We start from the raw sequence: 12127 nt of genomic DNA on the forward strand, positions 1-12127 counted from the left end.
TGCCGGAGTCAACGCATTCAACCCCGATCAGGCCCAAGACTATGTTGACGCCGGTGCAGACTTCGTCAACGTTGGTGCCGACGTCGCCCTGCTGGCTCGTGCAACCGAACAACTCGCAGCCAAGTGGACCACCGTAGACACGGCCACCACCAGCTACTAACGCCAATCACTGCTGATAGCAACCACGCCCGGCAACCATCCCGGTTGCTGGGCGTCGTCACGGGTACTGGCATTGGCTAAGCTGGCCCTATGGGCAATCAAGATGACACTTCGGACTTGGCCGAGCTGACCGCTTGGGCTCAGCACGCGGCCGAAGAGCTCGGCCTGGAACCGCTGAAACCCGCCGATGTCGACGCCGTGCTATCTGCCGCCTGGCAAGTATCAACCGGATTGGTACGCTCTGCCGGCCCCGTTGCCATGTATCTGGCCGGATTATTGGTCAGTACCGGACAAGCCCCCGACGTCGCCACCGCGTGCCAGATGGTCGGCAGACTCCTGAATATCCCCAACCTGATGCTGACCACCGACAACACCCAGCACCCGGTCCAGGGCCTGCCGGACTGATAACCCGTCCCGGGCCCCCGCTAATTGACCGGCTAAAAACGCTGCGACCACCGGGTTTGTCACACCCGGCGCATACTTCACTTCGCGTGCGAAATCTAAAATTTCCGCTGTTTGGCCGGGACTCAGCCCCGCCACATTCTGACCGTGTTCATCTTCGAATCGATCAACGGCGGCCAACAGCGATTCCGGCACCGGACGACCATCAGCGGTCGTGACCGCCCGTGCCAGATCATAGGGGGTATCAATATCGCGTAGCTCATCTGGATCGCAATCAATCAGCTTCGGGGTCAGCCCTGAAAACAACACCCGCAGGGGCACTCCCGCCGGGTCGGCGATTTGTGCAAGCTGGGCATGAAAAACCTCTTGTCGCCAGCCGGCGCATAAGTACTGCAGATGACCGGTGTCATCCACGCAACTGACGGCATCGGCGCCGTCAACGATCGTCGCGATCAGGCTGCTTATCGTGTCCGATGAGAGAAACGGGAGGTCCCCGCCCAAAAGGAGCACCACGCCATCTGATGCGGGGATGGCTTGACGTGCTGCCGCGACACCGGCCAGCGGCCCAGAAAACGGCGGATCCTCGCGCACCACAAGAACCCGGTCTCGCAGTTGGGGTGACAACCCGCCAGCACTTCCAGCAATAACAACCTGCGCTGATGGTGCCGCAGACCAAAGCGCCCGGAGCGTTCGATCAATAACGCTGCGACCATCAATCAAGATTCCCGGTTTGTGTCGGCCACCCATCCGAGAAGAACGTCCGCCGGTCAGCACAACAGCGTAGACGGTGTGCTGTTCGAACATGTTGAACATCCCCCTCGAGGATTACCAAAGTATTGAGCCACACAGGATCCTACAATCATCGGTGCCTGACCTGCGAGCGCACCACCCACTATCTGTGAACTGTCTCACAATTATGTTAGCGTAACTGCTTAACCGCGCGCCTAGACAGGGATGATCAATGGCCAACCCCGTGTCAACACCTACCAGAGCCCAGCGCACAACAGCGCTGGTCATGGCCACGCTGGGCTTCGCGGTAAATTTCTGGGCCTGGTCACTCTTGAGTCCACTTGGACCAATCTTTGTTGAAGATGCGATTGCCGACGACGCCGCCCTGCTGGTTGCCATCCCGGTGCTCGTCGGATCGCTGGGCAGGATCATTGTTGGGGCACTCACCGATCGTTTCGGCGGACGACTGATGATGCCCACCATCTCGTTGATCACCATCATCCCCGTCCTGTTCATTGGCTTCGTTGGGCAATATCACTACGTCACCCTGTTAATCGGAGGGTTCTTGCTCGGCGTCGGTGGCACCTCCTTTGCCATCGGCATCCCCTACGTCAACTCGTGGTTTCCCAAGGAGCGTCGTGGAACCGCCACGGGTATCTACGGCATCGGTATGGGTGGCACGGCAATCGCAGCTTTCACCACGGTGCCGTTATTTGAACACGGCGCCGTCATCCCGTTCATGGTGACTGCTGCCGTGCTCCTGATCTACGCGCTAGCCGCCCTGGCGCTGATGAAGAACCACCCGGACTGGCACCCCAGTGAACAAAATATTGGGCGCCAGCTGGCCGCCGTGATGAAACTGCCTTTCACCTGGCAGGCGTGTTATCTCTACGCCTTATCCTTCGGCGGGTATGTGGCGTTCTCGGTATTTCTGCCCACCTATCTCATGAACGCCTATGGACTCGACGCCGGCGATGCCGCCCTGCGCATGGCCGGCTTTGTTATTGCTGCAGTCATCATGCGCCCACTCGGTGGGATGCTCTCGGATACCATCGGACCCATCATCACCCTGCTAGGTGGCTATGTCATCGTCGTGGTGTGTGCGCTATCGCTGGCCACCAATCCGCGACTCGAAGGGTTGGGCACCGTGGCGTTCCTCCTCATGGCCATCGGCTTGGGGTTAGGTGCCGGTGCTGTCTTCGCCCTGGTCGCCCAAGTCTCTGACCCACACCAGGTGGGTTCCATTACCGGCTTCGTCGGGGCCGCCGGAGGGCTCGGTGGCTTCGTACCACCCCTGCTGTTAGGCGGCTTGTGGGCGGCTACCCAAGAATATCGCTGGGGTCTGTTGCTACTTGCCGTAGCCACCGTCGTCGCCGGGCTCATCACCCTATGGACCGCACGCGGCATGCGCAATACGACCTCTGCCCAGACCGAAGAACACAGGAGTATCGGATGACCATCGACGACCGGGCCACCGCCGGCGACCAACCCGCAGGAATCGATAATGCGGCCATGGACGCTCTGGTCGGGGTGCGCAAAATCTTTACGCGCAAGGCAGCCATTAGCCAGGACAACCGCGAAGTTCATTACGACGGCGGACGCCACGGCGACTCGTTCTACCGCAACCGCTGGGCTCACGACAAAGTGGTTCGTTCCACCCACGGCGTCAACTGCACCGGCTCATGCTCCTGGAACGTGTATGTCAAAGACGGGTTGATTACCTGGGAATCTCAGGCCACCGACTACCCCTCGGCGGGCCCCGATATGCCCGAATACGAACCCCGAGGATGCCCCCGCGGCGCTTCATTTAGCTGGTACACCTACTCCCCAACCCGTGTGCGCTACCCGTATGTGCGTGCCGTGCTGATGCGGATGTTCCGCGAAGCCAAAGCGAAATATTCAGATCCGGTTGAAGCATGGAAATCCATTGTCGAAGACCCTGAGAAAGCCCGCCGTTACAAATCCGTACGGGGCAAAGGCGGGCTGGTGCGAGCCACCTGGGATGAAGTCGTAGAACTCGTTGCAGCCGCCTATGTTTACACCGTCAAATACCTCGGTCCAGACCGGACCACCGGGTTTTCGCCCATCCCGGCGATGAGTCCGGTCTCGTTCTCATCGGGTGCGCGCTTTCACCAGCTCATCGGCGGCAGCATGCTGTCCTTCTACGACTGGTACGCCGATCTACCCCCGGCCTCACCCCAGATATTTGGCGACCAAACTGACGTTCCAGAATCCGGGGATTGGTTCAATGCCAGCTACCTGATGATGTGGGGTTCCAACGTTCCACTGACCCGCACCCCCGATGCCCACTGGATGGCCGAAGCCCGCTACCGCGGCCAAAAAGTCATTTCTGTCAGCCCCGACTACGCAGAGTATGTGAAGTTCGCTGATGAATGGTTGGCACCAGCCACCGGCACCGACGGCGCACTCGCCATGTCCATGGGACATGTGATCCTCAAAGAGTTCTTCGTTGAAAACACCACCGAATACTTTGATCACTACGTCAAGCAATACACGGATCTGCCCTTTTTGGTCGAACTCACCACCAACGAGTCCGGCCAATACTCCGCTGGCAAGTTCATCGTGGCCACCGATCTTGCCGCGGGTACCTCCGAGGAATCCACCACCGAGCACGCTGTGTTCAAACCGGTCATGTGGGATACCGTCACCGATGCGCCCGCTGTGCCCAATGGCACGCTGGGTCACCGCTTCAGCGACGACGGCGAAGGACAGTGGAATCTGGATCTAGGCGACATCCGGCCCGCACTGTCAGTGATGACCGGTGCCGAGGCAACAGGCGAAATTGTCCTACCACGCTTCGATACTGCAGCCCAGGGAGAGATCGACACCGTTGTGCGTGGAGTCCCCTACCGGACCCTGTCCGATGGACGCAAAGTCACCACGGTCTATGATCTGCTGCTCGCCGAGTACGGCGTGGGCCGTGCCGGGCTGCCCGGCACCTGGCCCACCGGACTTGATGATGCCACCAGCCCCAACACCCCGGCCTGGCAAGAACGCATCACAGGCGTCCCCGGCGAAGCCGCGGCCCGTATTGCCCGTGAATTTGCAACCAATGCGCGGGATTCCAAGGGGCGCTCCATGATCATCATGGGTGCCGGGACCAACCACTGGTTCCACTCCGATCAGACCTACCGAACCTTTTTGACCCTGACAACACTGTGCGGAACACAGGGCGTCAACGGTGGCGGCTGGGCGCACTACGTTGGCCAAGAAAAAATCCGGCCTTTCACCGGCTGGATCCACCTGGCCAACGCCCTGGACTGGTCCCAACCTCCGCGTCAGCAAACCCAAACCACGTTCTGGTACGTCCACACCAACCAGTGGCGCTATGACCAATTCGGTGCCGATAAACTCGCCGCCCGGGCAGGTAAGGGCAAATTCGCCGGGATGACCACGGCCGATGCGGTGGCCTTATCGACACGATTGGGCTGGCAGCCGTTCTACCCGTCCTTTGATCGCAACCCGCTAGACATCGCCGATGAGGCACAGGCTGCGGGCAAGACAGCCGCCGAGCACATCGTCGAGGAGCTCAAAGCCGATCGCTTACACTTTGCCGTCGAAGATCCCGATGCCGAAAATAACTATCCGCGCATTTGGTCCATGTGGCGTGCTAACACCCTGGCGTCCTCGGCCAAGGGGGAACAGTACTTCTTCAAACACCTCCTCGGCGTCGACAACACGGTCAGCGCCGGACAAACCCCCGAACACTTACGCCCCCGAGATGTGAAATGGCGCGACAATGCACCAATCGGCAAGATCGATTTGATGTTGACCCTGGATTTCCGAATGACGACGTCCACGCTCCACAGTGACGTAGTGCTCCCGGCGGCGACCTGGTATGAAAAACATGACCTATCAACCACCGATATGCACCCGTTTGTCAATACATTCAACCCAGCCATCTCCACCCCGTGGCAGTCACGAACCGACTGGGAAATCTGGGCGACGATCGCCAAGAAATTCTCTGCCCTGGCACGAAACCACTTGGGCACCCGGACCGACGTCGTGGCACAACCACTACAGCACGACTCTTCGGATGCACTGAACACGCCGAAAGGGCGCGTTTTGGACTGGAAATTTGGTGAATGTGAACCCATCCCCGGCCAGACTATGCCCAAACTCGTCGAAGTCGAGCGCGACTACACCGCTATTTACGATAAGTACACGACCATTGGCCCACTGTTAGAGCGCAAGGGTATGAACAGCCGCGGCATTCAATATCAGGTCGATCACCACATCGAACGGTTGCGTGCGATCAACGGCACCGCACGTAGTGGTGTGGGGGCTGGCCAGCCGAGCATTAAGACCGACCTGCAGGCAGCCGACTACATTCTTGGACTGTCGGGCACCACCAATGGGCTCATGGCCACCGAAGGATTCGAGCACCTGGAACGGCGCACCGGCCAGCAGCTGCGCGACCTGTCAGCAGAGCACGAAGGCAAACTGGTCTCCTTCCAGGATGCCAAAGCTGCCCCGGTCCCGGTCATTACTTCACCAGAATGGTCCGGTTCGGAAACCGGTGGTCGTAGGTATTCGCCGTTTACCATCAACGTTGAGCGACTCAAGCCCTGGCATACGCTCACCGGGCGGATGCAGTTCTATCTGGATCACGACTGGTTCATTGAAATGGGTGACGCGCTGCCCACGTTCCGGCCACCCCTAGATATGAACGCCCTATTCAACGAACCTGCAGTGGGTGACACCGACGGCACCCACATCACCGTGCGGTATCTGACCCCGCATAATAAGTGGGCTATCCACACGATGTACCAGGAGAACTTCTTTATGATGTCCTTGAGCCGCGGCGGTCAGAACATTTGGATGAGTGTCGAAGACGCCCAAGCCGTTGGCATCCAAGACAACGACTGGGTAGAAGCAGTCAACCGCAACGGGGTGGTGGCCGCCCGGGCCGTTGTTTCACACCGGATGCCCAAGGGCACCGCATTTATGTACCACGCCCAGGAACGCACGGTCAACACCCCGATCTCCGAAACCTCGGGGCAGCGCGGCGGTGTCCATAACTCTTTGACCCGCATCATGATCAAACCCACCCACCTGGTCGGTGGGTACGCAAATTTGTCATTTGCATTCAACTATTACGGCCCAACCGGCAATCAGCGTGATGAAATCACGGTGATCCGGCGTCGTAAGAACCAAGATGTCCAGTATTGAGAGGTGACCAGCATGAGGGTCATGGCGCAGATGGCGATGGTGATGAATCTCGACAAATGCATCGGGTGCCACACCTGTTCAGTGACCTGTAAGCAGGCCTGGACCAATCGCAAAGGAACCGAATACGTCTGGTTTAACAATGTCGAAACGCGACCTGGCCAGGGTTACCCCCGTGGCTATCAAGATCAAGAGAAATGGCAGGGCGGCTGGGCTTTGTCACGGCGCGGCAAGCTGAAGCTCAAAGCCGGCGGAAAATTAGCGAAATTGGCCAGCATCTTTTCCAACCCCCGACTGCCCGGGATTGAGGACTACTACGAGCCCTGGTCCTATGAGTATGACAACCTGCTCAATGCTCCCGAACAACAACACATCCCGACTGCGCCCCCAAAATCGTTACTCACCGGTGAACGCATGAACATCCAGTGGTCAGGAAACTGGGACGACGATCTGGGCGGAACCTATGCGCACAAAACCAAAGATCCGATGATCAAAGGTATCGAAGACAAAGTGCAGATGGAATTCGAATCGACCTTCATGTTCTACCTGCCACGCATTTGCGAGCACTGCCTTAACCCCTCCTGTGCGGCGTCGTGCCCATCGGGTGCGATCTATAAGCGCAGTGAAGACGGCATCGTGTTAGTGGACCAGGAACGGTGCCGCGGTTGGCGTTTCTGTGTCTCTGGGTGCCCGTATAAGAAAGTGTATTTTAATCACAAGACCGGCAAAGCCGAGAAATGTACGTTTTGCTACCCACGCATTGAGGTTGGCGAGCCCACAGTGTGTGCCGAGACCTGTGTCGGGCGTCTGCGCTACATCGGTTTGGTACTGTACGACGCCGACCGGGTTACCGAAGCCGCCTCCATGCCGAATGATCAAGACCTCTATGAGGCGCAAAAGGAGCTGATTCTTGACCCGTTCGATCCGGTGGTCATGGAACATGCCGAAGCCGGTGGCATCCCCTACGACTGGATCATGGGGGCACAGCATTCGCCAATTTACAAGCTCATCAAAGAATATGAAGTAGCCCTGCCGTTGCATCCGGAATACCGCACCATGCCCATGGTCTGGTACATCCCACCGCTGTCGCCGATCGTGGATGTCGTAGGCGATAGCGGTTATGACGCCGAAGATGCCGGCAACCTGTTCGGCGCCATTGATGAGCTGCGCATTCCGTTAGAATACCTAGCCAATCTTTTCACCGCCGGGGATGTGGATATTGTGGCTGATGTGTTGCGCAAAATGGCCGCCATGCGATCCTATATGCGAGACATCAACCTGGGCGGACAACCCGATGATTCCATCGCCTATGCGGTCGGGATGGACGGCGACACGATGCAAGACATGTACCGCCTGCTGGCCTTGGCAAAATACGACGAACGCTATGTTATTCCGGCGGGCCACTCCGAGTCAGCCCACGATTTAGAGGGCATCGGCAGCGATTGTCCACTGAACTTCGATGGTGGGCCAGGCATGGAAGATATCCCCGGAGTCGCCGGCAACGCAGAAAAACTGGTCGGCCCCGGCGATCGGAAACATCTCAAAGGCCGGTTTAATCTGTTGGATTGGGACGGCGAAGGCAGACCGCCCGGGCTTTTCCCAGAACCCAAAGGAACGTGAGCACCGATGGCGCTATCACTTGGCCGGTTCGGTCGCAATCGGAAAAAGCTCACCAAAGCACAGGGCAGCCTGGACACTCAGGTGCCCATGACCGATGACCAAGTCAGGGCCGCCTGGACGGCAGCATCCTGGCTGATCGACTACCCCGGCAACGAGCTGCTAGAACAGTTGCCGCTACTCCAGCGATTGATCTCAGGTTTGCCGCAACGACCGCGCCAAGGGCTCCAAGAACTCATCACTGCCCTAGACACCGGCGACATTATGGAGCTGCGCTGTGAGTATGTCGAGACCTTTGATACGCGCCGTCGTGGCTGTTTGTACCTGACCTATTTCTCCAACGGGGATACTCGCCGTCGCGGTCTGGCGTTATTGCAGATCAAAGAACAATACCGTCATGCTGGCCTGGAAGTTTCGAATGACGAGCTGCCTGATCACTTGACCTACGTTTTGGAATTTGGTGCTGGCCACAGGCTGCTTGAAGCCATTGAGATACTCAAGACCAATCGCGCCGGACTGGAACTGCTGCGCCTGCATCTGGAAGAACGAGCATCGGTTTGGCACGGGGCAATCGACGCGGTCTGTGCCACCCTGCCCGAACTCCAGGGCTCGGATATCGAAGCGGTCCAAAAGCTGATTGCCGACGGGCCCGAGGATGAGCTGGTCGGTCTGGCTGGTTATGGTGACGGTTCAGAAGACATGCCACCGATGGATATGACCCCCTATGCAACCTCGCCACCACCCGCCCCGGGCGGAAAAACCTTTATCCCGCTCAAGAGTCTGAAGGGACGCAAGTCATGACACCGACTGCCTGGGAGACCTTTCTGTGGGTCATCATCCCGTATTTAGCGCTGGCGAGCTTTATTCTCGGCCACATCTGGCGCTACCGCTATGACAAATTTGGCTGGACCACCCGCTCCTCGCAGATCTATGAAAACAAGCTGCTACGGATTGGTTCCCCCTTATTTCACTACGGCATCATCTTTGTGTTCCTCGGACACGTCATTGGATTAGGCATTCCTCGGGCCTGGACCGAAGCGATCGGTTTCACCGAAGATATGTACCACATTATGGCGATCACGATCGGACTGGGGGCAGGGGCCGCAACTATCGGTGGGTTGGCTATTTTGATCTACCGGCGACGGACCAACACTCGGGTGTTCGGCGAGACCACCAAGCTGGACAAACTGATGTACCTGATGCTGGGGATCACCATCCTGGCGGGAGTCTATGCGACCGTGTTCGAAAGCGGGTTTGGCCATTTTGACTATCGGGGCTCCATCTCGGTGTGGTTCCGTCAGTTCTGGACATTCCAACCCGATGCCGGGTTGATGGCTGCGGCAACCACCGGATTCCAAATTCACGTCATCTCAGCAATCCTGTTATTCGCCCTGTGGCCGTTTACCCGACTCGTCCACGTTTTCACCGTGCCGCTGGGCTACCTCACCCGGCCATACATCGTCTATCGCAGCAAAGACCAACTACGCCAACCGCAACGCCGGGGCTGGGAACCGATCGACTTCTAAGGCTCCTACCGGGCAGTCGCCTGTGCGAAACCGCAGCTGGCATGTCCTACACTGTCCAACAGGACCCACATCAGCGTTGGAAAGTAGCGTGACATGAGCATTTGGTTTGGTAACCCGACCGTTGAGGAACTCTCCCAGTACCGTGCCAATACGGTCATCGATGTTCTGGATATTGAATTCAGCCAGATCGGTGAGGACTATCTGGAGCTCACCATGCCCGTGAGCCAGAAGACCCTGCAGACGGCAGGAATCCTCCACGGTGGGGTATCCGTTGTCCTGGCAGAAACCGCCTGTTCGGTGGGGGCCATGATGACCGTTGATCGGCAAAGGCAGTACGTCGTCGGGCAAGAAATTAACGCCAACCATATTCGCCCCGGTATACCCGGTGATGTCATTACCGCCCGGGCAACACCGGTATCGCGCGGACGACGCTCACAGGTGTGGGACATCCGGTTGCACAACCAAGATGGCAAACTCGTGTGCATCTCGCGGTGCACCATGGCGGTGTTGGACCACGCCGACTAATGGCGACTTCACCCTCCAGTGAGACAATGGGAATATGACGACCACTCTTGCTCGCCGTTTCCACGCGCCCGGTGCCGACCCGCACTTCGCGTCCGATAATATCGCCGGGGCGCACCCCGAAATCTTGGCAGCCATCACCGCGGTCAATGACGACGCCGCAGCCTACGGGGCCGATGCAACCACCGAGGCGTTTGCCGAAATGATCGACGACATCTTTGGCACCGGTGCCTACGGCTTCCCGGTATTCAACGGCACCGGCGCCAACATTGTGTCCCTGCAGGCGGTGTCGCATCCACACAGTTCCGTCGTATGCGCCGACACGGCCCATGTCTATACCTCGGAATCTTCAGCCCCGGTACGTGCCGGACTGACCCTAAAACCACAACCACATCATCGGGGCAAACTGCTCCCGGCGGATGTGGTTCGGGTTCTGGCATCCGACGTCGGGAATCCACAGGCCACCCAGCCACGTGCGGTGAGTATTTCCCAGGTCACCGAAATGGGGACCGTCTACGCGCCCGAGGAACTCACCGAATTGTGCAATGTGGCCCACGAGGCTGGCCTGGCCGTCCACATGGATGGGGCGCGACTCTCCCAGGCTGCTGCGGCACTGGGGTTAGATCTGCACGGGGCCACGACGGCACTGGGTGTGGATATTTTATCCCTGGGTGCAACCAAGAACGGTGCCATGGGCGCCGAGGCCGTCATCGTACTGTCCAATCGGGTGCCACAGAACGTGCTGGCACCAATTATCAAGTACACGACCCAACTGGCATCCAAGACGCGGTTTTTATCGGCCCAACTCAATGCGATGTTTGGCACCTCACTGTGGCATCGCAACGCCAGCGCTGCCAATTCAGCGGCCGCCTACTTAGCCGAGGGCCTGGCAGAGCTCCCGGGTATTGAGGTGCAGACGCCAGATGCCAATACCGTACTGGCGGCAATGCCCCAGGCCCTGGTCAATACCCTGCGTGAACACTATGTTGTTCACCTATGGGGCAGCACTGATGCCGGGCTGCCAATTGTCCGCCTGGTATGCTCGTGGGCCACCACCACCGCCAAAGTCGATGAACTACTACAGGTGCTGCGCGGTTCGACCCGAAGCATTGCGCCATAGATCACCGATATGACGTGGCCCACACTATATTTGATGTTGGATCCCATTTCCCCTGATAGGAACGTCATGACCGTAACCAGCAAGACCAACTCGATTTTGCACCAATTCGCCACTGCCCTGGCAAAACAGCACATCCAGATTGTGGATCTGACCAATAAACTGTCAGCCGAGACTCCCACATTACGCCTGCCGGAACCGTTTCCGAACCTGGTGGACTTCAGCCTCGAAAATGTCGCGCATTTCAACGACGATGGCCCCTTCTGGTCGCACAATAACATGGCCACCGGTGAGCACATTGGCACCCACTTGGATGCACCGATCCACTGGATTAGCGGCAAGGACGGTAAGGACGTCGCCTCGATCGAGCCCGAACGCCTCATTGGTGATGCGGTGGTCCTGGATTTTTCGGCCGAGTCGGCCGAGAACCCGGATTTCCTGTTGGAAATTGATCACGTCAAAGCCTGGGAGGCGCAGCACGGCCCCCTGCCGGAAAACGGGTGGTTACTCTTCCGCACCGGGTGGGACCAGTACGCCCAAGACCAGCAAGCATTTTTGAACGAGGACGAAACCGGCTCGCACACCCCGGGCATTTCTGCACAGTGTGCCAAATGGTTAGCCGAAGAGACCAAAATTTCCGGCCTCGGTGTGGAAACCGTGGGCATTGATGCGGGCAAAGGCGCTGAGCTGGATCCGCCGTTTCCCATCCACTATCACCTGTTGGGCAATGATAAATACGGTGTCACGTCCCTGCAGAATCTGGCCAGCCTGCCCACGCGTGGCGCGGTCATCGTCGTCGCGCCACTACCCATTGTCAACGGTACGGCCTCACCATGCCGTGTATATGCGCTCGTGGAGGGCTAAC

Annotated in this window: 9 protein-coding genes and 2 pseudogenes; 10 read left to right on the forward strand and 1 reads right to left on the reverse strand. The window is 58.4% G+C overall.

What is annotated here, in order from left to right:
• Positions 1–160: pseudogene (locus tag K8V32_RS13475) on the forward strand (2-dehydro-3-deoxyglucarate aldolase); the annotation flags it as partial.
• 89 nt (positions 161–249) lie between these two features.
• Positions 250–564, forward strand: a complete 315-nt coding sequence (locus tag K8V32_RS14665; RefSeq protein WP_369681074.1) for a DUF6457 domain-containing protein — start codon at positions 250–252, stop codon at positions 562–564.
• Positions 565–912: 348 nt separating this feature from the next.
• On the opposite strand, the pseudogene mobA reads toward K8V32_RS14665, so the two are convergent.
• Positions 913–1374 (reverse strand): annotated as a pseudogene (gene mobA, locus K8V32_RS14670) (molybdenum cofactor guanylyltransferase); the annotation flags it as partial.
• Between the two features lie 148 nt (positions 1375–1522).
• Here mobA and K8V32_RS13485 point away from each other — a divergent pair.
• The 8 genes from K8V32_RS13485 (at position 1523) to K8V32_RS13520 (ending at position 12126) form a co-directional block, all read left to right on the forward strand.
• The gene (locus tag K8V32_RS13485; RefSeq protein ID WP_303908545.1) at positions 1523–2746 is read left to right on the forward strand and encodes a nitrate/nitrite transporter; all 1224 of its coding nucleotides are present in this window, start codon (positions 1523–1525) and stop codon (positions 2744–2746) included.
• Positions 2743–6483 (forward strand): nitrate reductase subunit alpha, encoded by a 3741-nt coding sequence (locus K8V32_RS13490; RefSeq protein ID WP_303908548.1) that lies wholly within the window; start codon positions 2743–2745, stop codon positions 6481–6483. The genes K8V32_RS13485 and K8V32_RS13490 overlap by 4 nt, the downstream gene beginning before the upstream one ends.
• Before the next feature lie 12 nt (positions 6484–6495).
• Positions 6496–8100 (forward strand): nitrate reductase subunit beta, encoded by a 1605-nt coding sequence (gene narH / locus K8V32_RS13495; protein ID WP_303908550.1) that lies wholly within the window; start codon positions 6496–6498, stop codon positions 8098–8100.
• Between the two features lie 6 nt (positions 8101–8106).
• Complete coding sequence (gene narJ, locus K8V32_RS13500; RefSeq protein WP_303908554.1) at positions 8107–8898, forward strand: nitrate reductase molybdenum cofactor assembly chaperone; 792 nt, start codon at positions 8107–8109, stop codon at positions 8896–8898.
• On the forward strand, positions 8895–9623 hold the full coding sequence (gene narI / locus K8V32_RS13505) for a respiratory nitrate reductase subunit gamma (RefSeq protein WP_303908556.1): 729 nt from the start codon (positions 8895–8897) through the stop codon (positions 9621–9623). Before narJ ends, narI begins: the two co-directional genes overlap by 4 nt.
• A gap of 93 nt (positions 9624–9716) precedes the next feature.
• Positions 9717–10148, forward strand: a complete 432-nt coding sequence (locus K8V32_RS13510; protein ID WP_303908559.1) for a PaaI family thioesterase — start codon at positions 9717–9719, stop codon at positions 10146–10148.
• A gap of 34 nt (positions 10149–10182) precedes the next feature.
• Complete coding sequence (locus tag K8V32_RS13515) at positions 10183–11265, forward strand: threonine aldolase family protein (protein WP_303908561.1); 1083 nt, start codon at positions 10183–10185, stop codon at positions 11263–11265.
• Between the two features lie 66 nt (positions 11266–11331).
• Positions 11332–12126 (forward strand): cyclase family protein, encoded by a 795-nt coding sequence (locus K8V32_RS13520; protein ID WP_303908564.1) that lies wholly within the window; start codon positions 11332–11334, stop codon positions 12124–12126.
• The last annotated feature ends 1 nt before the right edge of the window (position 12127 follow it).

This window comes from Enteractinococcus helveticum (genome assembly GCF_020742345.1).
Lineage (GTDB): Bacteria > Actinomycetota > Actinomycetes > Actinomycetales > Micrococcaceae > Yaniella > Yaniella helvetica_A.

What these genes read in the sequence shown, in the direction of transcription:
- K8V32_RS13520 (WP_303908564.1), top strand. Translation starts at nt 11,332, where the DNA reads ATGACCGTAACCAGCAAGACCAACTCGATTTTGCACCAATTCGCCACT.
- narH (WP_303908550.1), top strand. Translation starts at nt 6,496, where the DNA reads ATGAGGGTCATGGCGCAGATGGCGATGGTGATGAATCTCGACAAATGC.
- K8V32_RS13515 (WP_303908561.1), top strand. Translation starts at nt 10,183, where the DNA reads ATGACGACCACTCTTGCTCGCCGTTTCCACGCGCCCGGTGCCGACCCG.
- K8V32_RS13490 (WP_303908548.1), top strand. Translation starts at nt 2,743, where the DNA reads ATGACCATCGACGACCGGGCCACCGCCGGCGACCAACCCGCAGGAATC.
- K8V32_RS13510 (WP_303908559.1), top strand. Translation starts at nt 9,717, where the DNA reads ATGAGCATTTGGTTTGGTAACCCGACCGTTGAGGAACTCTCCCAGTAC.
- K8V32_RS13485 (WP_303908545.1), top strand. Translation starts at nt 1,523, where the DNA reads ATGGCCAACCCCGTGTCAACACCTACCAGAGCCCAGCGCACAACAGCG.
- narJ (WP_303908554.1), top strand. Translation starts at nt 8,107, where the DNA reads ATGGCGCTATCACTTGGCCGGTTCGGTCGCAATCGGAAAAAGCTCACC.
- narI (WP_303908556.1), top strand. Translation starts at nt 8,895, where the DNA reads ATGACACCGACTGCCTGGGAGACCTTTCTGTGGGTCATCATCCCGTAT.
- K8V32_RS14665 (WP_369681074.1), top strand. Translation starts at nt 250, where the DNA reads ATGGGCAATCAAGATGACACTTCGGACTTGGCCGAGCTGACCGCTTGG.